24 protein-coding genes are annotated in these 23,903 nt (G+C 65.5%); 20 read left to right on the forward strand and 4 right to left on the reverse strand.

The window, feature by feature from the left end; all coding sequences use genetic code 11:
- Positions 1-10: 10 nt before the first annotated feature.
- From WIMU1_RS11880 to ccsB, 13 genes are all read left to right on the forward strand, one after another.
- Positions 11-1,432: an ABC transporter substrate-binding protein gene (locus WIMU1_RS11880; RefSeq protein WP_062797316.1), complete on the forward strand. Its 1,422-nt coding sequence runs from the start codon at positions 11-13 to the stop codon at positions 1,430-1,432.
- A gap of 17 nt (positions 1,433-1,449) precedes the next feature.
- Entirely contained in the window at positions 1,450-2,406 is a 957-nt protein-coding gene (locus WIMU1_RS11885) for a carbohydrate ABC transporter permease (protein ID WP_062797318.1), read from the forward strand.
- Position 2,407: 1 nt separating this feature from the next.
- Entirely contained in the window at positions 2,408-3,271 is an 864-nt protein-coding gene (locus WIMU1_RS11890) for a carbohydrate ABC transporter permease (RefSeq protein ID WP_062797320.1), read from the forward strand.
- Entirely contained in the window at positions 3,268-4,407 is a 1,140-nt protein-coding gene (locus WIMU1_RS11895) for an ABC transporter ATP-binding protein (protein ID WP_062797322.1), read from the forward strand. Before WIMU1_RS11890 ends, WIMU1_RS11895 begins: the two co-directional genes overlap by 4 nt.
- Positions 4,404-5,549 (forward strand): ABC transporter ATP-binding protein, encoded by a 1,146-nt coding sequence (locus WIMU1_RS11900; RefSeq protein WP_023961387.1) that lies wholly within the window; start codon positions 4,404-4,406, stop codon positions 5,547-5,549. The genes WIMU1_RS11895 and WIMU1_RS11900 overlap by 4 nt, the downstream gene beginning before the upstream one ends.
- On the forward strand, positions 5,546-7,327 hold the full coding sequence (locus WIMU1_RS11905) for a dihydroxyacetone kinase family protein (protein WP_062797324.1): 1,782 nt from the start codon (positions 5,546-5,548) through the stop codon (positions 7,325-7,327). Before WIMU1_RS11900 ends, WIMU1_RS11905 begins: the two co-directional genes overlap by 4 nt.
- A complete protein-coding gene (locus WIMU1_RS11910) occupies positions 7,324-7,809 on the forward strand; it encodes a ribose-5-phosphate isomerase (protein ID WP_023961388.1) in 486 nt (161 codons plus the stop codon). The genes WIMU1_RS11905 and WIMU1_RS11910 overlap by 4 nt, the downstream gene beginning before the upstream one ends.
- Before the next feature lie 176 nt (positions 7,810-7,985).
- Positions 7,986-9,305 (forward strand): glutamate-1-semialdehyde 2,1-aminomutase, encoded by a 1,320-nt coding sequence (gene hemL / locus WIMU1_RS11915; RefSeq protein WP_245969224.1) that lies wholly within the window; start codon positions 7,986-7,988, stop codon positions 9,303-9,305.
- Positions 9,305-9,937 (forward strand): histidine phosphatase family protein, encoded by a 633-nt coding sequence (locus tag WIMU1_RS11920; RefSeq protein WP_023961390.1) that lies wholly within the window; start codon positions 9,305-9,307, stop codon positions 9,935-9,937. Before hemL ends, WIMU1_RS11920 begins: the two co-directional genes overlap by 1 nt.
- Positions 9,938-10,073: 136 nt before the next feature.
- Positions 10,074-10,619 (forward strand): TlpA family protein disulfide reductase, encoded by a 546-nt coding sequence (locus WIMU1_RS11925; RefSeq protein ID WP_051406663.1) that lies wholly within the window; start codon positions 10,074-10,076, stop codon positions 10,617-10,619.
- A gap of 8 nt (positions 10,620-10,627) precedes the next feature.
- Entirely contained in the window at positions 10,628-11,449 is an 822-nt protein-coding gene (locus tag WIMU1_RS11930; protein WP_030165512.1) for a cytochrome c biogenesis CcdA family protein, read from the forward strand.
- Positions 11,446-13,236, forward strand: a complete 1,791-nt coding sequence (resB, locus tag WIMU1_RS11935; RefSeq protein ID WP_062797326.1) for a cytochrome c biogenesis protein ResB — start codon at positions 11,446-11,448, stop codon at positions 13,234-13,236. The genes WIMU1_RS11930 and resB overlap by 4 nt, the downstream gene beginning before the upstream one ends.
- Before the next feature lie 23 nt (positions 13,237-13,259).
- Entirely contained in the window at positions 13,260-14,234 is a 975-nt protein-coding gene (ccsB, locus tag WIMU1_RS11940) for a c-type cytochrome biogenesis protein CcsB (protein WP_062797329.1), read from the forward strand.
- 47 nt (positions 14,235-14,281) lie between these two features.
- Here ccsB and WIMU1_RS11945 read toward each other — a convergent pair whose 3' ends face one another.
- From WIMU1_RS11945 to WIMU1_RS11955, 3 genes are all read right to left on the reverse strand, one after another.
- Complete coding sequence (locus WIMU1_RS11945) at positions 14,282-14,704, reverse strand: helix-turn-helix domain-containing protein (protein WP_023961395.1); 423 nt, start codon at positions 14,702-14,704, stop codon at positions 14,282-14,284.
- A gap of 238 nt (positions 14,705-14,942) precedes the next feature.
- Positions 14,943-15,191: a hypothetical protein gene (locus WIMU1_RS11950; RefSeq protein WP_062797331.1), complete on the reverse strand. Its 249-nt coding sequence runs from the start codon at positions 15,189-15,191 to the stop codon at positions 14,943-14,945.
- Between the two features lie 125 nt (positions 15,192-15,316).
- Positions 15,317-15,568, reverse strand: a complete 252-nt coding sequence (locus WIMU1_RS11955) for a BldC family transcriptional regulator (protein WP_062797656.1) — start codon at positions 15,566-15,568, stop codon at positions 15,317-15,319.
- A 258-nt stretch (positions 15,569-15,826) separates the two neighbouring features.
- On the opposite strand from WIMU1_RS11955, the gene WIMU1_RS11960 reads away from it, so the two are divergent.
- From WIMU1_RS11960 to WIMU1_RS11990, 7 genes are all read left to right on the forward strand, one after another.
- Positions 15,827-16,273 carry a DUF4229 domain-containing protein gene (locus WIMU1_RS11960; RefSeq protein ID WP_245968924.1) on the forward strand — a complete coding sequence of 149 codons (447 nt, stop codon included), beginning with the start codon at positions 15,827-15,829 and terminating at the stop codon, positions 16,271-16,273.
- A 15-nt stretch (positions 16,274-16,288) separates the two neighbouring features.
- Positions 16,289-17,431 (forward strand): L-cysteine desulfhydrase Cds1, encoded by a 1,143-nt coding sequence (gene cds1 / locus WIMU1_RS11965; protein ID WP_062797333.1) that lies wholly within the window; start codon positions 16,289-16,291, stop codon positions 17,429-17,431.
- Between the two features lie 61 nt (positions 17,432-17,492).
- A complete protein-coding gene (locus WIMU1_RS11970) occupies positions 17,493-18,161 on the forward strand; it encodes an ABC transporter ATP-binding protein (protein WP_023961404.1) in 669 nt (222 codons plus the stop codon).
- The gene (locus WIMU1_RS11975) at positions 18,158-20,698 is read left to right on the forward strand and encodes an FtsX-like permease family protein (RefSeq protein WP_084248177.1); all 2,541 of its coding nucleotides are present in this window, start codon (positions 18,158-18,160) and stop codon (positions 20,696-20,698) included. Before WIMU1_RS11970 ends, WIMU1_RS11975 begins: the two co-directional genes overlap by 4 nt.
- 140 nt (positions 20,699-20,838) lie before the next feature.
- The gene (locus WIMU1_RS11980) at positions 20,839-21,687 is read left to right on the forward strand and encodes an endonuclease domain-containing protein (protein WP_062797336.1); all 849 of its coding nucleotides are present in this window, start codon (positions 20,839-20,841) and stop codon (positions 21,685-21,687) included.
- 131 nt (positions 21,688-21,818) lie between these two features.
- Positions 21,819-22,034: a helix-turn-helix domain-containing protein gene (locus WIMU1_RS11985; protein WP_023961410.1), complete on the forward strand. Its 216-nt coding sequence runs from the start codon at positions 21,819-21,821 to the stop codon at positions 22,032-22,034.
- Positions 22,035-22,066: 32 nt separating this feature from the next.
- Entirely contained in the window at positions 22,067-22,924 is an 858-nt protein-coding gene (locus WIMU1_RS11990) for a Clp protease N-terminal domain-containing protein (RefSeq protein WP_062797338.1), read from the forward strand.
- A 74-nt stretch (positions 22,925-22,998) separates the two neighbouring features.
- Here WIMU1_RS11990 and WIMU1_RS11995 read toward each other — a convergent pair whose 3' ends face one another.
- Positions 22,999-23,868: a 1,4-dihydroxy-2-naphthoate polyprenyltransferase gene (locus WIMU1_RS11995; RefSeq protein WP_062797660.1), complete on the reverse strand. Its 870-nt coding sequence runs from the start codon at positions 23,866-23,868 to the stop codon at positions 22,999-23,001.
- Between the last annotated feature and the right edge of the window lie 35 nt (positions 23,869-23,903).

The raw sequence follows: 23,903 nt of genomic DNA on the forward strand, positions 1-23,903 counted from the left end.
AGACGTATCCATGAATGAGAATTTTTCGGTCAACACTCCGATGTCCCGTCGAAACCTGCTGCGGGCGTTCGGCGTGGTGGGTGTGGCCGCTGCCGCAGCACCGATCCTGGGCGCCTGCGGCGTGGGTGGTCGAGTCGACGCGGAGAACGGTGCCGCTGCGGTCTCGGGCTCGTTCGACTGGCGTAAAGCCGAAGGCACCACGCTCAACATCCTGCAGACACCGCACCCCTACCAGCAGTCATTCCAGCCGCTGCTGTCCGAGTTCAGCGCTCTCACCGGCATCAAGGTGAATGTCGATCTCGTGCCCGAGGCCGACTACTTCACCAAGTTGAACACCGAACTCGCCGGCGGCACGGGCAAGCACGACGTCTTCATGCTGGGTGCCTACTTCATCTGGCAATACGGCCCGCCCGGATGGATCGAGGACCTGGGCCCGTGGCTGGGCAACAGCGCGGCCACCAGCCAGGAGTACGACTTCGACGACATCTTCGAGGGCCTGCGCACCTCGACCCGCTGGAACTTCGAGCTGGGTAGCCCGCTCGGCACCGGCGGTCAGTGGGCGATCCCCTGGGGATTCGAGAACAATGTGGTGGCCTACAACAAGGCCTACTTCGACAGCCGGAAGATCGCGCTGCCGGACAACTTCGACGACTTCATCCAACTCGCAATCGATCTCACCGATCGCTCCGAGAACCGCTACGGCATCGCGACCCGCGGCTCGAAGTCGTGGGCGACCATCCATCCCGGCTTCATGAGTCAGTACGCCCGTGAAGGCGCCGTCGACTACACGCTCGACGGAGACGAACTGGTGGCCCGAATGAACTCCGCTAAGGCTGTCGATTTCACGCGCAAGTGGATCGAGATGCAGCACAAGGCCGGACCCACGTCGTGGACCACCTACGACTACCCCAACGCCACCGGCGACCTCGGTGACGGCAAGGCGATGATGGTGTACGACGCCGACAGCGCCACCTACCCCAAGAACAAGCCCGGTGCCAGTGCGCAGGCAGGCAACCTCGGGTGGTACCCCGGACCCGCGGGACCGGACGGCAACTACAACACCAACCTCTGGACCTGGACGTGGGCGATGAACTCGCTGTCCAAGAACAAGCTCGCCGCCTGGCTGTTCATGCAGTGGGCCACCGGCAAAGAGGCGATGAACAAGGCCGTCGAAGGCGGCATCTATGCCGACCCGGTCCGTAAGTCGGTGTTCGACAGCACGTTCAAGCGGATCGCGGCCGATCAGCCGGGCTACCTCGAGACCTTCGAGACGGTCATCGGGTCGTCGAAGATCCAGTTCACCCCGCAGAAGAAGTTCTTCGACACCACCAAGGACTGGGCGGTGGCGTTGCAGGACATCTACGGCGGCGACGACGCCCAGTCCCGGCTGGACAGTCTGGCCAAGACCAACACCTCCAAAGTGAATCTCTAACGGAGAGAGAAGAACCAATGACCACTCAAGCGTCAAAGGCGACGACGGATGGTGTTTCGGACCAGCCGCCTGTCCGTGCGGACAAACCGGTCGAGGTGCCGACCTGGCGCCGACGGCTGCGCCCCTACCTGCTCTCGCTTCCCGCACTCATCATCGTCATCGGCATCCTGTACCCGTTCTTCGTCGGTGCCTACTACTCGGTGCTCAACTACGCGGCCGTCAACCCCGATCCCGTGTTCGTCGGTTTCCGTAACTTCGCCTCGGTGCTCGGCGACCAGATCTTCTGGCAGAGCGTGCAGGTCACCGGAGTGTTCGCGGTGGTTGCCACGGCGGTCGAGACCGTCCTGGGCGTGGGCCTCGCGCTGTTGCTCAACCGCTCCAGCATCATCGGCAAGATCTTCGAGAAGGTCCTGATCCTGCCGCTGATGATCGCACCCGTCATCGCGGGCGTGATCTGGAAGCTGATGTTCAACCCGCAGTTCGGAATCCTCAACCACGTTCTGGGACTGGGGAACACCTTCGACTGGTTGTCCAGCACCAACGCGCTCTGGTCGGTGATCCTGGTCGACGTCTGGATCTTCACACCCTTTGTCGCGATCCTCGTGCTCGCGGGCATCCGCTCGCTGCCGAAGGAGCCGTTCGAGGCCTCCGAGGTCGACGGTGCCAACTGGTTCTTCATGTTCCGCAAACTGATGCTGCCGATGCTGTGGCCATACATCCTGGTGGCCGTCATCTTCCGGTTCATGGACAACCTCAAGGTGTTCGACGCGATCTACGTGCTCACCGCGGGCGGCCCCGGCGTCTCGACCCGCACCCTTCAGATCGGCGCGTTCGAGGACGCGATCATCAACCTCGACTACTCCCGTGGAGCGACCTACATGTTGCTGCTCTGGATCATCGTGTTCATCACCGCACGCGTTCTCGTCAGCGTGCTCGGAAAGGCGCAGCGACGAGCTGCGGGAGCGGAGTCCTGACATGGCGCGTGAACTCTTGCCCGGTCAAAAACGTTTCACCGTCGGGTCGGTTGCGGCCGACCTCACCCTGATCGCGTGGTTCATCTTCTCGCTGTTCCCGATCATCTGGATGGTGATCCTCTCGCTGAAGAACACCGAGCAGCAGACCAGCACCTACTTCTCCTTCAGTCCCACCCTGGAGAACTTCTCGACGGTGCTGTCCAACAAGGGAACCGAGCTGACCAGCGTCGACTTCAAGGCGTCGCTGCTGACCAGCCTGATCAACTGTGGTGGTGCGGTCATCGTGTCGCTGGTCATCGGAATCCCCGCGGCTTACGCGGCCGGCCGGTGGAAGTACCGCGGCAGTGAGGATCTGATGTTCCAGATGCTCTCGTTCCGGTTCGCCCCCGAGCTCATGGTGATCGTCCCGCTGTTCGTGATCTACAACCAGATCGGACTCTTCGACACCAACGTCGGAATGATCTGGGTGCTGCAGTTGGTCACCATGCCGCTGGTGGTGTGGATCCTGCGTTCGTACTTCCAGGATCTGCCCGAAGACCTCGAGCAGGCGGCCCTGCTGGACGGCTACACCCGGTCCAGGGCGTTTGTGATGGTGGCGCTGCCGCTGGTCCGTCCGGGCATCGCGGCCGCCGGACTGCTGGCATTCATCTTCGCGTGGAACAACTACGTGTTCCCGTTGATCCTCGCCGACAGCAATGCCGGTGTGACGGTGGCGATCACCAAGTTCCTCGGCGGCGGCGGTCAGGCCTACTACAACCTCACCGCGGCAGCTGCGGTCATCGCGGCGCTGCCCCCGCTGATCCTCGCGCTGACCATTCAGCGCTACCTCGTCCGCGGTCTTTCGTTTGGAGCGGTGAAAGCATGAGCACTCTCAGGCTCGACAACCTCAGCAAGAACTACGGCAAGACGGTCGGCATCAAGGACCTGTCCCTCGACATCGCGGACGGCGAGTTCTTTGTCATCCTCGGACCCAGTGGTGCGGGAAAGACCACCACCCTCAAGTCGATTGCCGGTCTGGTCGACGTCGATGCCGGTTCGGTGCACATCGGCGGCGTCGACATGACACTGGTGGAGCCCTACCGCCGCAACGTGGCGATGGCGTTCGAGAGCTACGCGCTGTATCCACAGAAAACGGTGTCGCAGAACCTCGAATCGCCGTTGAAGTCGGGACGGACGGGCAAGTACACCGACGCCGAACGCAAGCAGCGCATCGATCAGGTCACCACCACACTGGGCATCAACCATCTGCTCGAGCGCTTCCCCCGTGAGCTGTCCAACGGACAGCGACAGCGTGTTGCGCTCGGCCGGGTGCTGGTGCGACCGGCGGATGTCTACCTGCTCGACGAACCGCTCAGTCACCTCGACGCCAAGCTCCGCGCGGCGATGCGTGCCGAGCTGAAGCAACTCGGCCAGATGTCGAGTACCACAACCATTTACGTCACGCACGACTACCAGGAGGCGCTCGCGCTCGGTGATCGCATCGGGGTGCTGCGCGACGGAGAACTGGTCCAGGTCGGCACGCCCGAGCAGATCTGGCGCAGCCCGGCCGACACCTTCGTGGCGAAGTCGTTGGGGCAGCCCGAGATCAACGTCGTCGACGCTGTGATCGATGGCTCGACCGCTCGGCTGGGCGACGGATCGGGAAGGGTGCGGGTGCCGGACGGCGTGATGGCGTCGTCGGGCGACCGTGTGCGCGTCGGACTGCGGCCCTGTGATCTGAAGGTGCTGGGTCGCGGCGAACGGATCCCCGACGATGCGATGCAGTTGCACGGTCGGGTGATGCTGGCCGAGCGACTCGGCCGGAACGTGGAACTCACCATCGACTCGTGTGGACGGCAGATCATCGCATTGTCCAGCGGGCGCGAACATTTCGCAGAAGGCACCGAGGTGAGCCTCACCGTCGCCAACCGCGATGTCCACGTGTTCGACGACGAGCAGGCCGGCGCGGACAGCGTGCGGCTGATATCGAACGTGCAATCGGAAATGGAGGCAACCCGGTGAGCTCGACGACCATCCCCGCCCCGAGTCAGGTGTCGTCTGACGTCGCCAAGAGCTTGACCCTCGACAAGCTGGTGAAGACGTACTCGGCCCGCGGCCGCGAGAGTTTCCAGGCGGTCAAGGGCATCGATTTGACCATCGCCCCAGGGGAACTCGTCGCATTGCTCGGTCCTTCGGGCTGTGGCAAGACGACAACCCTGCGCATGATCGCCGGTCTGGAAACCGTCACCTCCGGTTCGATCAAGGTCGGAGACAAAGAGATCTCGCAGTTGCCCGCAGCCAAACGGGGCATCGGTGTGGGGTTCGAGAGCTACGCCCTGTACCCGCCCATGTCGATCCGCGACAATCTCGCGTACGGCCTCAAGGCCCGCAAGGTTTCCGGTGCCGACCAGCTGGTGGAGACCATCGCCAGTCGTTTGGAGATGGAAGACCTTCTGCCGCTTCGGCCGGCGAGCCTGTCGAGTGGTCAGAAGCAGCGGGTGGCGCTGGCGCGAGCGCTCGTCCGCAACCCACCGGTACTGCTGCTGGACGAGCCGCTGAGTCACCTCGACGCATCGGCCCGGCAACGGGTGCGCCGCGAGCTCAAGGTGCTGCAGCGCGAATTCGGATACACCACCATCGTGGTCACGCACGACCAGGTCGAGGCGCTCTCGCTCGCCGACCGTCTCGCCGTGATGAACCACGGCGTGATCCAGCAGTTCGGCACGCCGGACGAGGTCTTCGACGACCCGGCCAATCTCTTTGTCGCCGAGTTCGTGGGCGAACCGCAGATCAACGTGCTGCGCGGCGTCACCCGCACCATCGACCAGACAGTTTTCGTCGAGATCGGGCGTGGTGCAGGACGATTGGCGACCACCGTGCGTGGCCCGATCGCCGATGGCACCCGGGTGTCGGTGGGGTTGCGACCGCAGGATTGCTCGGTTGTCCGGGCCGCCGGTGATCCGACCGTGTCGGCGTCGGTGGCGTACTTCGAGCATCTCCTGGAGTTCGGGCTGGCCACGTGCACGGTCAGTGGCATCGAGGAAGGGATCGTTGTACAGACGCCCGCCGAGGACCACTTCACCACCGACCAGAAGATCGAGATCGGCGCCCCACCCGAGCGCGTGTACCTCTTCGACGCCGATGGCGGGGAGCGGTTGCGATGACCCGGTTGTTCAACGACCCGTCGCGGTTCTCCGAGGACATGCTCGCGGGCTTCTGCGATGCCAATTCCCGGTACGTCGCGGCCGTGCCCGGGGGAGTGGTGCGTGCGCACCGGACACCACCGGGCAAGGTCGCGGTGGTCGTCGGCGGCGGCTCCGGTCACTACCCCGCGTTCTGCGGCGTCGTGGGCCCGGGATTCGCCGACGGGGCCGTGGTGGGCAACATCTTCACCTCGCCGTCCACCGACGAGGCCACCTCGGTGGCCCGCGCCGCCGACGGCGGTGCCGGCGTGTTGCTGACCACCGGGAACTACGCGGGCGACGTGATGAACTTCGGGCTCGCCGTGCAACAGCTGCGGGCCGAGGGAATCGACGCGCACTACCTGGCGGTCACCGACGACGTCGCCAGTGCACCGGCCGGTGAAGAGTCCCGACGGCGAGGCATCGCAGGCGATTTCACGGTGTTCCGGTGTGCCGGTGCCGCGGCCGATGTCGGCCGGGACATGGCGGGCGTCCTCGACATCGCCCGGCGGGCCAACGACGCGACGCGCACACTCGGTGTCGCTTTCGACGGATGCACGATGCCCGGGGCAGATGCCCCGCTGTTCACCGTCCCGGCCGGGAAGATGGGTGTGGGCCTCGGCATCCATGGTGAACCGGGTATCGCCGACGAGCCGATGCCGACAGCCGAGGAACTGGCCCGCACACTGGTCGACGGCGTGCTGGCAGCAGCTCCCACCACCGACTCGAAGCGGATCGCCGTGATCCTCAACGGGCTCGGCCGCACCAAATACGAGGAACTGTTCGTGGTGTGGTCCACGGCGTCGGCGCTACTTCGCGAGGCGGGGTACACCCTGATCGATCCCGAGGTGGGGGAGCTGGTGACCAGCCTCGACATGGCCGGTTGTTCGCTCACCGTGATGTGGCTCGACGACGACCTCGAGCGTTTCTGGACGGCCCCCGCCGACACCCCTGCCTACCGGAAGATGACCGGCGACCACGTCGGCCCGTCGATGGGTGATGCGCAGTTACGTTCGCAGACAGATGAAGTCGCGGTCGCCGCGGCCCCCGCGTTGGCATCTCTCTCGGACGAGGCGGGGCGCCGCACCGGGCAGGTGGTCGGAGAGGCATTGCACGCCCTTGCCGATGCGGTGGCCGGCGCCGAGACGGAGCTCGGCCGCATCGATGCCGTGGCAGGCGACGGTGACCACGGCCGCGGAATGGTCAAGGGCAGTTCGGCCGCTGTCGCCGCGGCCGATGAGGCCATAGCCGCTCAGGCCGGGGCCGGATCGGTACTCGCCGCTGCCGGAAAAGCCTGGGCCGCAAAAGCAGGCGGCACGTCGGGTGTGTTGTGGGGTGCGCTGCTCGGTGCACTCGGCGCCCGGCTCGGCGACACCGGTTCACCCGATACCGCACTGCTCGGTGCCGGTCTGCGCGACGGGTATCAGGCACTGGTCGATCTCGGCGGTGCTGCGCCCGGCGACAAGACGATGCTCGACGCGCTGGGACCCTTCGTCGAAGAGATCGAACGACAGGCCGCCGATGGCGTCGGCTGGCACGAGGCCTGGTCGGCCGCCGCAGTGGTGGCCGACGAGTCCGCACAGGCCACAGCTCGATTACGACCGAAGGTCGGCCGTGCCCGGCCCCTCGCCGAACGCAGCGTCGGGACACCCGATGCCGGCGCGATCTCACTGGCCCTGTCGGTGCAGGCAATCGCCGACCGAACCAGCGCCCTCGTGGGCGCAGGGCACTCAAGCGATGAGAGGACATCTCACTCATGACCGATTCACAGAACTCCGGCGCACTACGCATCGTCATCGGATCCGACGACGCGGGCTACGAGTACAAGGAGACCCTGAAGGCTGACCTGCAGTCCGACGGAAGGGTCGACAGCGTCGTCGACGTCGGAGTCGGTGCCGACGACCAGACCGCGTACCCGCACGTCGCCGTGACAGCCGCGCGGATGGTCGCCGAGGGCAAGGCCGACCGCGCGCTGCTGGTGTGCGGCACCGGGCTCGGTGTGGCCATCAGTGCCAACAAGGTGCCGGGTGTGCGGGCGGTGACAGCGCACGACAGCTTCTCCGTCGAGCGGTCGGTGCTCAGCAACAACGCACAGGTGCTGTGTTTCGGACAGCGGGTGGTCGGGCTCGAATTGGCCCGCCGGCTGGCTCGTGAATGGCTCGACTACACCTTCGATCCCGAAAGTGCCTCGGCCGGAAAGGTCGCCGCCATCGACGACTACGAGCACAAGACCGCCGGCTGAGGCAGAACTTGGTGGGTCCGGGTAGAACGTTTCTCCCCGGTCGCGTTCCCCGGGCCCACCATTCCCACCGGAGAACACTAAGGTCCCACCGTAAGAACACGAAGGTCCCACCGCAGAATACGAAGGCCTGGACCATCCATGGCCGGGGTCACATCAGGACATTTGCCACACTGGAGATCGTGCCGCACACCACCGACCGTTCCGCCCAGCTGTTCGAGCGCGCTTCGCGCTCCATACCCGGCGGGGTCAACTCGCCGGTTCGTGCCTTCAACTCGGTTGGAGGTACACCCCGATTCATCTCCAGTGCCTCCGGGTACCGGCTGAACGATGCCGACGGCAACAGCTACGTCGACCTCGTCTCCAGCTGGGGGCCGATGATTCTCGGTCACGCCCATCCGGCCGTCGTCGAGGCGGTGCAGACAGCCGCGACCACAGGTTTGTCGTTCGGTGCACCCACCGAGGCCGAGATCGATCTGGCCGAGGAGATCATCGCGCGGGTCGACCCGGTGCAGCAGGTCCGCCTGGTGAACTCGGGCACCGAGGCCACCATGTCGGCGGTCCGGCTGGCCCGCGGGTTCACCGGTCGCAGCAAGATCATCAAGTTCTCCGGCTGCTACCACGGTCACGTCGACGCGCTGCTGGCCGACGCGGGTTCGGGCGTCGCGACCCTCGGGCTGCCGACGTCGCCCGGTGTCACCGGCGCTCAGGCGCAAGACACCATCGTGCTCCCGTACAACAACCTCACCGCGGTCCGCGAGACCTTTGCCGCGTACCCCGGTCAGATCGCCGCAATCATCACCGAGGCGGCGGCAGGCAACATGGGGGCGGTGGCCCCGGTCGACGGCTTCAACCAGGGCCTCAAAGACATCACGTCGGCAGATGGCGCCCTGTTGATCATCGACGAGGTGATGACGGGGTTCCGCGTCAGCAAAGCCGGCTGGTTCGGCCTCGAGGGTGTCGCAGGAGACCTCTACACCTTCGGAAAGGTGATGAGCGGCGGCCTGCCTGCCGCTGCCTTCGGTGGCCGCGCCGACATCATGGCCTACCTCGCGCCGGCCGGCCCGGTCTACCAGGCCGGCACCCTGTCCGGTAACCCAGTCGCGGTGGCGGCCGGTCTCGCCACCCTGCGCCACGCCGACGACTCCGTCTACGCGGCACTCGACGCCAATTCCAAACAGCTCGGTTCCCTGATCGGCGGGGCGCTCACCGCGGAGGGAGTCGGCCACCGCGTCCAGTTCGCAGGCAACCTGGTCAGTGTCTTCTTCACCACGCGACCCGATGCTGCGATCAACGACTACGCGGCCGTGAAGAACACCGAGACCTGGCGTTTTGCGCCGTTCTTCCACGCGTTGCTCGACGCCGGGGTATACCCGCCGCCCAGTGCGTTCGAAGCCTGGTTTGTATCCGCGGCGCTGGACGGGGATGCTTTCGGTGTCATTGCCGACGCACTACCGGCAGCTGCGGCCGCGGCTGCACGTGCTCGGAAGGAGAACTGATGCAGCAGCGCACCATCGTGCACATGATGCGGCACGGCGAGGTACACAACCCGGACGGCATTCTTTACGGACGCCTGTCGGGCTTCCATCTCTCCGAGCTGGGCGCGTCCCAGGCGCAAAAGGTCGCCGACTCCCTGGCCGACCACGACATCACCCATGTGTTCGCGTCGCCGCTGCAGCGTGCGCAGGAGACGGCCACTCCCATCGCCGCCTCGCACGGCCTGGAGATCATCACCGACGAGGGTTTGATCGAAGCCGAGAACACCTTCGAGGGCCTGCGCGTCTCGGCGGGCGACGGAGCTCTGCGTCGGCCGCGGCACTGGCCCAAACTGCGCGACCCGTTCACCCCCAGCTGGGGCGAGCCCTACATCCAGCTCGCGCACCGCATGCTCGCCGTCGCCAACAAGGCGCGCGAGGAAGCTCGAGGCCATGAGGCCGTGTGCGTCAGCCATCAGCTGCCCGTCTACACGCTGCGACGTTTCCTCGAGGGCCAGCGTCTCTGGCACGACCCGCGTAAGCGGCAGTGCTCGCTGGCGTCGCTGACCAGCCTTCTGTACGACGGCGATGCGCTCGTCGACATCGTGTACTCCGAGCCGGCCGGATCATCTGATCCGCTCGCCACAGGAGCTTGAGGGAAAACGGAACATCTTGACGGCGAACGACAATGGGGGCCGACTTGGCCGCGGGCGCAGTGTTGCGCGCGTATTGGCCCCGTTGGGATGGCGACTGGGTCTACTGGCCGTCCTCGGCCTGGTGACCCTGCTCGTGATGACGGCGTGCAGCACCGGCGATGACGCGGTCGCCCAGGGCGACACCTTCGAGTTCGTCTCGCCCGGCGGCAAGACGGTCATCTTCTACGATCCTCCCGCCGACCGCGGCAAGGTGGCCGCCATCTCCGGCGAGGACCTGCTCGACGACACCAAGACCATCAACCTGTCCGACTTCGCAGGCCAGGTCGTGGTGATCAACGTGTGGGGTTCGTGGTGTGGCCCGTGCCGCGGCGAGGCCGCGGCCCTGGAGCAGGTGTACGAAGCCACCAAGGCCCAGGGCGTGAGTTTTCTCGGTATCGACCTGCGCGACGAGAAGAGCACGGCACGTGACTTCGTGAAGGACCGCGGCGTCACCTACCCGTCGATCTTCGACTTCCCGGGCCGCACATTGGCCAAGCTCACCACCCCCACATCTGTGGTTCCGACCACCCTCGTTCTCGACCGCGACCACCGCGCGGCCGCCGTGTTCCTCAAGGCGATCACCGCCGAAGAGTTGCAGCCCGTCGTCGAGCGGGTCGCCGCCGAGAGTGCGCCGCAGCAATGACGCCGGTGATGCTGAGCGCCGGAGCCCAGAGCACGGCAACGCTCGCCGGTGTGGGGGACAGCTTCTCCAACACCGTCTCGACGGGCCCACTGTTGCTGGCCCTCGGCGCGTGTGTGCTGGCCGGTCTCGTCTCCTTCGCCTCACCGTGTGTGGTGCCACTGGTGCCCGGCTACCTCTCCTACCTTGCCGGTCTGGTCGGAGCCGAGGCGCCGGCGATGTCGCCCAAGGAGTCGAGAAAGGCTGGGCGACTTCGGGTCACCGGTGCGGCGCTGCTGTTTGTCCTCGGCTTCACGGTGGTGTTTGTCCTCGCCACCGCATCGGTGTTCGGGATCACGAGCACGTTCATCGTCAATCGTGAACTGCTGCAACGCATCGGCGGCGTGGTCACCATCATCATGGGGCTGGTGTTCATCGGGCTGATCCCGATGTTGCAGCGCGACGCGAGGTTTCATCCGCGACTGGTGTCCAATCTCGTCGGCGCACCCTTGCTCGGCGCAGTGTTTGCACTCGGCTGGACACCCTGCCTCGGTCCCACCCTTGCTGCCGTCATCACCACCGCGAGCGGCACCGAGGGTGCAACGGCTGCGCGTGGGGTCACCCTGATCGTCTTCTACTGCCTCGGCCTGGGGTTGCCGTTCGTCCTGCTGGCCTTCGGCTCCGCGTGGGCTCTGCGGGCGGTGGGCTGGATGCGCCGACATGCCCGGGCCATCCAGATCTTCGGAGGTGTACTACTGGTTGTCGTGGGCGTGGCACTGGTGACCGGACTGTGGGATCAGTTCATCGTCTGGGTCCGCGACATGTTCGTCACCGACACGGTGCTGCCGATATGACCGCCACCGCCACCAGAGCGCCGCAGCCGGGCAAGGTGCCGCCGCCCAGCCCGATCAAGCGCTACCTCCTGTGGCCCGCACGTAATCTCTGGCGCTCGCTGACGTCCATGCGCACCGCGCTGGCCCTGTTGTTCCTCCTCGCCTTGGCCGCGGTACCCGGCGCGCTGCTGCCACAACGCGACCTCAACGAGCAGAAGACCCAGCAGTACATCGCCGACCACGGCTTCTTCGGTGAGCTGTTCGACAAACTGCAGATGTACGACGTCTTCGGCAGTGTTTGGTTCACCGCGATCTACGCGCTGCTGTTCATCTCCCTGGTCGGGTGCCTCACCCCGCGCATGATGGAGCACGCCAAGTCGCTACGGGCGCGTCCGGTGGCCGCCCCGCGCAACCTCGGACGGTTGCCGCGGCACGAGAGCCACGAGGTGGACGGCAGCCCCGAGGCCATCGCGGAGCGGATCAACAACGGACTCCGCGGATGGCGTAAGACCACTCGGACCACGCAGCGCACCGAAGCCGACGGCTCGGTGGTCACCGTCACCGAGATCTCCGCGGAGAAGGGTTACCTGCGCGAGTTCGGAAACCTGGTCTTCCACTTCGCTCTCCTGGCGTTGCTCGTCTCGATCGCGGCAGGCAAGTTGTACGGCTACGAGGGCACTCGCATCCTGGTGGCCAACGGCGACGAGGGACTGTGCAACACCTCCACGGCGGTCTACGACTCGTTCCGGGCCGGCAACCTGGTCGACGGCACCAACCTCAACGAGTTCTGCATGCAGGTCGACTCGTTCGAGGCCAAGTTCCTGCCCACCGGCCAGCCCGAGGACTACAGCTCGAAGGTGCGGTACCAGGTCGGCGACGACATCGACGGCGACACCTGGAAAGACGCAGAGGTCAAGGTCAACCATCCGCTACGGATCGCAGGCGACCGGATCTACCTGCTGGGCAACGGCTTCGCCCCCACCTTCACCGTCACCTTCCCGAACGGCGAGACCCGTTCGCAGACCGTCCCGTTCCAGCCCAACGAGCTGCAGACGATGATGTCGAGCGGTGCGGCCCGGTTCGACACCCCCGCCGGGCTGTACCCGAACGAGGACGAGCGCCGCAAGAACCAGATCGCGATCGAGGGGCTGTTCGCGCCGACGGCCGTGTTCCACGGCGGTCTGATGACGTCGTCGTTCCCGCTGCCGGAGAACCCCGCCGTCGCCGTCGACATCTACCAGGGTGACACCGGCCTCGACACCGGCCGTCCGCAGAATGTGTTCAGCCTGGACGTCAACCTGATCAACCAGGGCAGGCTGCTCAAGAAGGAGCGGGTCAACCTCCAGCAGGGAGAGAAGGCGACCCTGGAGAACGGCACCACCGTTTCCTTCGACGGCTATCAACGCTGGGTGTCGATGCAGGTGTCCCACGACCCTGCCCAGAACTGGGTCCTCGGTTCATCGATTGCGATGCTGGCCGGACTGCTGGTCTCGCTGTTGATCAAGCGCCGCCGTGTCTGGGCCCGGATCACACCACTGGCCGCAGGTACGAGCCTTGACGATGCCGGTGCGCGGGCGCCCGCAGACACCGCAGATCAGGCTGGCGATTCCGCCCACGGACCGGATTCTCAGAATCGGCCCGAGACCTCTACTCTGGGTGTGCGACGCTGTGTAGTAGAGATGGCCGGGCTGGCCCGGACCGACCAGGCCGGATGGGGAGAAGGCTTCCCGGACATGGTCGCCGACCTGCTGGGGATCACCCCGCCGGCGTCCGGCAACCAAGCCACACAGGGCAACAAGCGTAAGTAGCGATCGGCTGCGGAAGGTGAGCGATGGACGTCAACGAGACGCTGTCCCGATATTCGGATCTGTGCTTCGGGACCGCGCTGACGGTCTACGTACTGGCGATGGTCATGTTCCTGGCCGCGCTGGCCAGCAAGCGACAGGTCGTCGAGAAGTCGGCTGAACTCGTCGCAGCAGGCGCCGGCCCCACCGTGGCGCCCGCGTCTGATGTCCGTACCCCGGGCAAGCTCGAGACCGCGGCCAAGGCGCCGCTAGGTGATCGGCTGGCCAAGATGGCGTTCGGCGTGGTGTTGCTCGCGACCGCGCTGCAGATCGGGTCGATCGTCCTTCGTGGTTTCGCGACCGGTCGCGCTCCGTGGGGCAACATGTACGAGTTCGTCTCGATCTCGTGTGCGGCGGGCATGGTCGCCGCCCTGTTCGTGCTCCGTAAACGCGAGTACCGGCCGCTGCTCGGGTTCGTCCTGTTGCCCGTGGTGATCCTGCTGTTCATCGCAGGCACCTACCTGTACACAAACGCCGCCCCGGTGGTGCCCGCCCTCAAGTCGTACTGGCTTGCCATTCACGTCTCGATCGTCGCGACGGGTTCAGGGGTGTTCCTGGTATCCGGTGTCGCGAGCATCCTGTACCTGCTGAAGCTCAAGTACCCCAACCCGAGCGACCGGTTCTGGGGACGCATCCTGCAACGCGTGCCACCCGCGCAGACCCTGGATCGACTGGCCTACAAGACCGTGGTCTTCGCCTTCCCCCTCTTCGGGCTCGGCGTGATCTGCGGAGCCATCTGGGCCGAAGCGGCATGGGGCCGGTTCTGGGGTTGGGATCCCAAGGAGACGGTGTCGTTCATCGCCTGGGTGATCTATGCGGCCTACCTACACGCCCGCGCAACCGCAGGCTGGCGCAACACCGCCGCCGCGTGGATCAACATCGCCGGTTTCGTGGCGATGTTGTTCAACCTCTTCATCATCAATCTGGTTGTGTCCGGCCTACATTCGTACGCCGGACTCTGACCTGACCCGAGGTGGACCGCCGGACCCGAGGGTCCGCCGGACCATGCTCACTCGTCGCGGTCGGCCTGCTGCTTCTTGACGACCTTGAGTAGCTCGATGACCACGTCGAGGGTGTCGGTGGAGATGGCCTCTTGGCGGAACGCGGCCAGGTGGGCGCCGGTCTCGGCGGCCATCTGGACGTACTCACGCTGCTGCTCTACCCGCTTGAGGTCTTCATCGGGATCGGTCAGGAAATAAGTGACGCTGATCTCAAATGCTCGCGAGATCGCTTCGACGGTGCGGAACGACGGGGTTTTGGCCTTGCCCGTACGAAGCTGCGAGATGTACGCATCGCTGAGCGTGTATCCCAGCTGGTTCGCCTTCAGCGCGATCTTCTTGCCGGTGTAAGGAATACCGTTTTCGTCGCGCACCGTGCTGAACAGCTCATTCAGGTGCTCGGCAAAGCTCTTTCCATCTTGTACAGCTGCCACTTCTCTATCTCCCAGACCTCTAATTTGACCCCGGCGGTATTGCAGGATCGAACTAGACCGAGACTCTACCTTTAAAGTTCGCAAAATGGGTACCCAGAAAAGCACACCGAACCAAGGGTTGACTTACTAAAGATTATGCACACATTTGCGTCCGAAACCGCTGGTATCGGCCGATAGAACCTGGACGTTGGTTCAACAAACTTTGGACAGTTGTGCAGGTCAGTAGCCCAACCGGGGTTTATTGGTCGGTGGCGCTGGGTTTGTCGTCACCATCGGCTTGGAATTTGGGATCTTTATTTCGGGCCTTGCGGTCGAGGTCGTTGAGGAACTCGGGATCGTCGTCCGGGCCGACCGGGCCGCGACGAATCTGCCGACCCGGCGTGCGATCACTCGACTGGCCCGGCATCGCAGGGGCGTCAGGGCCGAACGCACGCCACGCCAGGTATGTGAGTGCCAGCAAGCCGATGATGGCGAGTAGGTAGATCATGTCGGCACCTCCGAAATCAAAGCCGTGTCCTCCAGGCTACGGGAGGCGGGCTCGTGAGATGCCGGGCGCGGCGAGTGTGGGCCGCAAGGTTCGGCGCGATCCTGCGGTATGGCCTGAGTTAACTGTCAGCTGCCGGTTGCGGGGGTTCGCCGATTGAGCAGGGCGACCACGTCGGACTCCCGGAAACGGCGGTGCCCGCCCGGGGTGCGGATGGCCCCCAGGAGGCCTGAACTGGCCCAACGCGCCACGGTCTTCGGATTGACGTTGAACATCGCGGCTACCTGGCCGGGGGTGAGGGTGTGCTGGCTCGCTGCCTGCGGACTCAGCGTCGGCGGGGCGATACCTGCTGCAGATCCGTTGATACCCGAGTTCGGCATGTTTGCACCGTGGGGGCTTGCAAACGTCATTTGTGCTCCTATCGAGTCCGGCCTCACATCGGCCGCGCCGTGACTCCTGACGGAGGTTTCGGCGGGTCGCGAAGAATCCTGCGGGTGTCGGTGGCCGCGACGATCCGCGAGTCACCGCGACCTCATGGTTACACCCGAAACCCCAGGTATTCGAACGGTCAGCTGTTGGTAAAGGGATCGCAAAGGCGCCCGTTTCGGGTCGGTGCGGAGAGAAGTAAGGTCTAGTTTGTGAGCGAACAAGCAGCCGATGGTGGAACCGGACCTGACGGCGCAGGCGGATCCAAGAGCGACAAACCGGGCGGCCGGCGGGCGCCGTCGGCGAAGAGAACGGCTCCGGCCGTGGAACCGAGCCCGGGGGCAGGTCGCCGTCTCGCGTTCGATCTGCTTGCCTTCACCGTCGCGCGGATCGCCCTGGTGATCGCGTTGGCAGGCGGTATCTACCTTCTTGGCCGCGCGGTGGGTGTGGACGTCCCGATCCTGGTTGCGGCGTTCTTTGCGGTGATCATTGCGCTGCCCCTGGGAATGGTCCTGTTCCGCGGACTGCGTGACCGCGTCAATGTCGGCATCGCGACCGTGGATGCCGGCCGCAAGGCTCAGCGCGAGAACCTCAACGCCAGGCTGCGCGGCGAGGGGCGGCCGGAGTCCGATGGCGGCTCCGGTTCGTCGAGTGTGTGACGAGACGGGAATGACATGACCTCTGCCGATGGTGGAGCACGCACGCACGACATCGACCGCAGGTCCGACCGCGGATGGGTCGACAATGCCGTGCGGCTGATCGAGGCCGACGCCACCCGCAGCGCCGACACCCACCTGCTGCGGTTCCCGCTCCCCGCGTGGTCGCGGTGGGAGGACGGCGCGGGCACGGCAGGGATCTCGCTGTATCTGAAGGACGAGAGCACCCACATCACGGGCTCGCTCAAGCATCGCCTTGCACGTTCGCTCTTCCTGTACGCGCTGTGCAACGGCTGGATCACCGAGGGCACCACGGTGATCGAGGCGTCGTCCGGGTCCACCGCCGTGTCGGAGGCGTACTTCGCCCAGCTGATCGGGGTGCCGTTCATCGCGGTGATGCCCAGGACCACGTCGCCGGCCAAGATCGCGCTGATCGAACGCCAGGGTGGCCGTTGCCATTTCGTGGATCGTTCCGACGAGGTCTACTCCGAGGCGCAGCGACTGGCCGACGAGACGAACGGGCACTTCATCGACCAGTTCACGATGGCCGAACGGGCCACCGACTGGCGGGGGAACAACAACATCGCCGAGTCGATCTTCAGTCAGCTGTCGCAGGAAGAACATCCGATCCCGACCTGGGTGGTGGTCGGGGCGGGCACCGGCGGAACCTCCGCGACGATCGGACGGTTCATCCGCTATCGCAGGCACCGCACCTGGCTGTGTGTGGTGGACCCCGAGAACTCGGCCTTCTATCCGGCCTACCGAGATGGCGCGGAACCGCCTGCGGGTGGTGCACGGTCGTCGCGTATCGAAGGGATCGGCCGTCCACGGGTGGAACCGTCGTTCATCTCGCAGGTGATCGACCGCATGGTGTCGGTACCGGACGCGGGAAGTATTGCGGCCGCGCGCCGGGCCAGCGACGTGCTGGGATGGAGAGTCGGTGGTTCTACTGGCACCAACCTGTGGGGCGCGCTGCGACTGGTCGCCGAGATGCGGGCGAACAAGCAGGCGGGCAGCGTGGTCACGCTGTTGTGTGATGGCGGCGATCGGTACTCGGGGACCTACTACAACGACGAATGGCTTGCAGGTAACGGGCTGGACCTGGGCCGGGCAGAGGGGATTTTGGATGAGTTCTTCGCCTCCGGACAGTGGAGTGAGTGAGCAGGGTCCACACCCCGACCGAAGTGGGGGACACGGCGCGGTCGCCGAGCCGCCGAGGCTGATGGTCGAGGCGACCGACCTGGTGCGCGAGTACCAGATGGGCGAGCAGAAGGTGCGCGCCCTCGACGGGCTGAACCTCACCCTCGAAGGCCGTCGTTTCGTGTCCATCGTCGGCCCCTCCGGTGCGGGCAAGAGCACGTTGCTGCACGTCCTGGGGGCGCTGGACGTACCCGACTCAGGAAAGATCGTGGTGGACGGTCTTGATCTCGCGGCCCTGTCCGAGGTCGAGCAGTCCGAGTTCCGGCGGCATCGGGTCGGCTTCATCTTCCAATTCTTCAATTTGATCCCCACCATGTCGGCGTGGGAGAACGTCGCGCTGCCAAGGCTTCTCGATGGGCGGTCACTGCGATCGGCGAAGGCCGAATCGATCGCGCTGCTGGACCGGGTCGGTCTGGGCGACAGGGCCAAGCATCGTCCGTCGGAGCTGTCGGGCGGGCAGATGCAACGCGTTGCCATCGCGCGGTCGCTGATCATGAGCCCCCGCATCGTGCTGGCCGACGAACCGACCGGCAACCTCGACTCCCACACGGGCGAATCGATCCTCCAACTGCTGACCGAGGTGGCCCACGAAGGTGACGGGCGCCTGGTGGTGATGGTGACCCACGACAACAAGGCCGCGGCACACGCCGACCAGACGATCACGGTTCGCGACGGAAAGATCGAGGAGTGAGCCGTCTCCCGCTGGTGGGTCCGCTGCTCGCCGGGGCCACCCGTGTCCGGGTCGTCAATCTTCGTGAGCTGTTGGGGCACCGGCTGCGGGTGATCACCTCCCTGATGGTGATCGTCGTGGCCGCCACACTCATGGTCGCGGTGCTCGGAACCTACGGTTCGTTGACCTCGTCGGTGCAGAAGCTCAGCGCCACCATCTCCGGTACCGCGGACCTCGAGGTCGCAGGCATCGTCGACTCCGGTGTCGACGACCAACTGGCGGGGGAGATCCGCCGCGATGCCCCGGCGGCCAGAAGTGTTGTGCCACTGGTCAACAGCTCGGTCTTCATCGACGGCAAGCGAACCACTGTGCTGGGCAGTGACAACAACATCACCGCGCTGAGCGGCGATCTGCGCGACGCCGTGCAGGGCGCCGCGACCAGCGAGGGCACCGATCTCACCACCTTGATGTCGGGTATCAGTGTCGGCAAGGGCACCGGACTGCAGAAGGGTCAGGAGGTGACGATCAACGGGGTGGACACCACCGTCACCATGGTGATCGACGCGCCCGAGGCCCAGACCATCAACGGCGGACGATTCATCTTCGCGTATTTAGGCTTGGCACAACAGATCACCGACCACGAGGGTCGGGTCGACTCGATCCTCGTGACCAAGGAGCCGGGCGCCACGACGGACGAGTTACGTGATCAGCTCAAGGGAGTAGTCGACGGGCGCGCGGTGGTGGTCGATCCCGACTTCCGGGCAAAACAGGCGGAGACCGCGGCGTCGGTCACGCGCGATTCCACCCTGCTGGTCTCGCTGATCTCCTTGGTCATCGCCGGATTCCTGGTGTTCAACACGATGAACATGGCTGTGGCATCGCGTCGTTCGTCCATTGCGATGATCCGCGCACTGGGCGGGCGGCGTGGACCACTTGTCGCCGACCTCATCGGAGAAGCCGCGCTGTTCGGGTTGGTCGGAGGCCTGATCGGTGTACCGATCGGGATCCTGGCGGGGCGGTGGGCGATCGGCCAATTGCCCGACGTGCTGTCGTCGTACGGTGCGACCGTCGAGTTCTCGCTGCCCGGGTACGCGGCGCCCGCAGCCGTCGTTGCCTGTGTGCTCGCCTGTTGTGCGGCAAGTGTTCTGGCGGCGCGCTCGGTGTTCACGGTGTCGCCGATCGAGGCGATGTCGAGCAGTGTTGCGGCCGACCAGCAGTCGGGACGCGGCATTGCCGCGAAGATCTGCGCGGTACTGGGTGTGGTGCTCATCGTCGCCGGCTGGCTGATGTCCGACGAGATCCAGGGCCGGGCGGTGGTCACTGCCGGGATCGTCTTCTGTGTCGGAATGCTGTTGGTCTGTTACGCACTCACGCCGCCACTGGTGGCGGCCGTGACCTGGCTGGCCGGACGGTTCGGTGGGCCGGGCAAGCTCAGTGCGGTCAACACCGAACGCGCACCGCGTCGCGCCTGGGCCACGTTGATGACGGTTGCGGTGGCGATCACCGTGGGGCTGTGCACCTCTGGCGTGATGAACAACCTGGTGTCGTCGATCACGGGGTCGCTCAGCGGGCTCGCCGACCCGGACTTCTACGTGTCGTCGCAGGAGAAGTCGTCCATTCCCGATGGTCCGGTCATCGATCCTGCAGTGGCCCAAGCGGTGGCTGCGGTGCCCGGCGTCGAGCGGGTGGTCCGAGGTCAGTGGGCGGCGGTCAATGTCGGTGAGTCGCGAGTGATGTTGCAGGGCTTGGAACCCGAGACGAGCGCGCCGTTTGTCCGCAAGGCTCGCCCGGAGGTCATCCAGGAGGTGCTGGCGGGACGCGGGATGGTCATGTCGCACACGTTGGCCCGGAACCTCGATGTCGACGCCGGGGACACGGTGGAGATCGCATCGCCGACGGGTTTCCACCGACTGCCTGTGCTGCAGCTCGTCGATTACGTCAGCATCAACTCCGGCACCGCGGCGATATCGTCGGACTTGTTGTCGCAGTGGTTCAATCGGCCCGGGGCGACGTTCTTGCAGGTCGATCTGGAGCCCGGCGCGGATCGAGAACAGATGCGTCCGCTGATCGAGGCGGCCGCCGACGGGGCCACGTCGATGCCCATGAACGTCTACACCGGCCAAGAAGGTCTCGACGCCACGAAGGCGTCCGTCGAACAGTCCGGAGCGTTCGCGATCGCGATCCAGTGGATCGTCGCGGTGGTGGCCGCGGTCGCCTTGCTGAACACCCTGCTGTTGTCGGTGATCGAGCGCAAACGTGAGCTCGGGGTGCTGCGCGCGATGGGTGCCTCACGGCGTTTCGTCCGCCGCATGGTGCTGGCCGAAGCGGCTGCGGTCGCGGCCGTGGGGTCGCTGCTGGGTGTGGTGATGGGCACCGCTCTGCACGTGGTGGGCAACAAGATCCTCACTGAGACCACATCGGTCCAGGTGCAGTATTCGCCGCAGATCGTGATCGGCATCTACGTGGTGGTCGCGTTTGTGCTGTGTTTCGCCGGAGCCTTCTTCCCCGCCGCCCGCGCCGGCCGCATGAACATCAGCGAAGCCATCCTCACCGAGTAGCCCCTCCCCGATTTTGGTGGGTTCGGGTGAGCGTATCCCCAGTTCAGCCTCGCCCGTTCCCACCACTTCGGGGTGTCGGGGCTGTGGATAACCCTTGCTGGCACGAGATTCTCGTGCGTCGGTCGGTGCAGACTTTGCGCATGGGGGAATTACCGACCGGACCGGCGCGCGTGACGGACCTGCTGACCGTGATGTCGAGGCATCAGCTTCGCCTCGAATATCGCAGTGTCGCACGGGGCGTGTGGCTCCGAAACGACCAGCCGTTGACGTTTCGAACGCACTCGATCGCGGCCGGGATGGTCCACGACGACGCTGTGCTGTGCGGTTGGTCAGCAGCCGACTTGTGGGGCAATCCCTTCCGCCCGGACTGCGCACAGCCCGAGATCACGGCGCCGATCGAGGGCAACCGGCCCTACGACGGAATCTGTGTCCGCAGAGTGCAGATCGACCACGATGACATCGTCGACATCGACGGCGTCAGACTCACCTCGCTTGCCCGCACTGGGATCGACCTCGGGCGACTTAATCCGCGGGAGGATGCCGTATCGGCTTTGGATGGCATGGTTCGGCTGAGGCCGACAATGCTCGATGAGATAAGAGTCGAACTCAAGCGGTGGGAGAACCACTGGGGAATCGGCAAGGCCATCACCGCACTGCGCCTTGTGAACCCGCTCGCGGAATCACCGTGGGAGACCCGCCTGCGGCTGATCCTGTGTGACGAGTGTTTGGACGGGTTCGTTCTGCAGCATGAGGTGATGGGCGGCAGGTATCGCCTCGACATCGCTTGGCCGGGCCTCAAGGTCGCGGTCGAATACGACGGAGCTCATCACCGTGAGAGTGAACAGCACGCACGAGACCTGGAGCGATGGAACCGGCTACGGGCAGCAGGGTGGGTGGTCATCGCAGTGACAGCCCGCAACATCACGGCAGGTCGCGATGAGTTCGTGATCCAGCTTCGGGCCGCACTCGCCGCCCGCGGCCGGTCGTAGCCGAAAGTGGTGGGAAATGGCGATGACGACCTGGGCTTTCTCTCACCCAAACCCACCAAAACCGGGGACCTGGGGCGATTTGTTGTCAAGAAATGTTGACAACCGCGTGATGTCAGGATAACTTGACAATCGTGCAGGAGAACCAAGACGACATCACCACAGCAGTTGCAGATCGCGATCCGGCCAAAGGGCTGGCGGCGGTGCGAGCGCTGCGCACGTTGGCGGACCGGCTCGAAGACGTCCAGGTCGCCAACGCCCGACAACAAGGGTGGAGCTGGCAAGCGATTGCCGACGTACTCCAGGTGAGCCGCCAGGCTGTACACCAAAAACACTTTCGCGGCGAGTAAGAGTCAGCCGCTGCATCAGAGAGCGAGACAACATGCTTCACCAATTCACACGTGACAACAGGACAACCCTGGCTTTTGCGTATCAGGAGGCCGCCGACCTCGGGCACACCACACTCGGCAACGACCACCTCATCCTCGGAATGCTGTGCAATGCAAGGCTTTCCGCCTTTAGTATCCTTGGTGAGCAGGGCTTGACCCTGCCGCAGGCACGCGAGGTGGTCCGGGCCCATCACGAGGTCAACGCCGCCGATTCCGATCCCGACAAGGACCGGATCGACGAAGATCGCGATGCCCTTGCTGCCATCGGCATCGACCTCGACAAGGTTCGCGAGGCGGTCAAAGGGGCCTTCGGAGACGACATCACCGACAACTGGGGCAAACGCCGCGGAGGCCGGGGACGACCGGGTGGACCCGAACGTGCCGAGCGCTCAGAGCGCGGCCCGCACGGTCGTCGACACGGTGGACCCCGTGGCCGACGCGGTGAGGGCGGTCCGTGGGTGCGCCCCGACGTCGACGGCCCGTGGGTGCGACCGGACGGGGAAGGCCCCTTCATCGGGGAGCGCGGACCGTGGCGGGGCGGACCCGGGCACGGCGGCCCGGGTCATGACGGACCGGGTCATGACGGACCGGGTCATGAAGGACCAGGAGAGGCCGGCCGCGGTCGGCGCGGACCGCGTGGCCGCGCTCGCCGACCACAGTTCTCGAAAGACGCCAAGTCGGCGATCACCCATGCTGGCGTCATCGCCCGAGAGGCGAACCGCGACATCACGGCCGAGGATGTCCTGCTGGGCATCCTCGCGACCGGCGACGCCGCATCCACCGCGTTGATCGAGTCGACAACCACGGTCGAGTCCTTGCGGTCCGCACTGCAGCCGGCCGACGCCAAATAGCCGATCTTGGTGGGTTCGGGTGAGGCTGACCTGCGGGTTTGCTCGCCCGAACCCACCAAAACCGGGGACCGGGGTCAGCCGATCAGCAGGCCGGCCGCGGTGCCGATGGACCACAGGAGCATCGCCAACCCGGTCAGTGCGAGTGCAGGAATGAGTGCCGGACCTCCGGCGCCGGCCCGGACGGGTGCGTTGGCCTTGACGGCCAGCGGCGCGGCGACCAGCCCGAGCAACGCCCACGGGGTCGCGGCGATGAGCACCAGCGAGATCACCGACGGAATGACAACGAGGACGGTATGGAACACCCGCGTGCGTTTGTCGCCGAGACGAACCGCGAGGGTGTTCTTGCCCGACACCGTGTCGGTGGGGATGTCGCGGAGATTGTTGGCGACGAGAACGCCGCTCGAGTAACACCCGACCGCAATCGCGCAGAGAAGACCCACCCAGTCGACCGACTCGGCCTGCACGAACTGCGTGCCGAGCACTGCGACCAGACCGAAGAACACGAACACCGCGACCTCGCCGAAGCCGCTGTAGCCGTACGGGTTACGGCCGCCGGTGTAGTACCAGGCCGCTGCGATGCAGGCGAGTCCGATCAGGACGAGCCACCACGCACTGGCGAGGGCCAGTGCCAGGCCGGCGACGCCCGCGAGCGCAAACGCCGCGATCGCCGCGGTCTTCACCGACTTCGGGCTCGCCGCTTTCGACCCCACGAGCCGCATCGGGCCCACGCGGTCGTCGTCGGTGCCGCGGATGCCGTCGGAATAGTCGTTGGCGAAGTTCACGCCGATGATCAACGCCACCGACACCACGAGCGCGAGCGCGGCCTTCCACCAGATGATCTGGTCGAGCCAGCCGGCGGCTCCGGTGCCGGCGATCACCGGTGCGATCGCGTTCGGGAAGGTGCGGGGTCTGGCTCCTTCGAACCATTGCGCTGCGGTAGCCATGAGAGCATCCTTGCGCACGGGCTCGACCCCGGTGT

The sequence above is a fragment of the Williamsia muralis NBRC 105860 genome, from assembly GCF_001598915.1.
Classification (GTDB): domain Bacteria; phylum Actinomycetota; class Actinomycetes; order Mycobacteriales; family Mycobacteriaceae; genus Williamsia; species Williamsia muralis.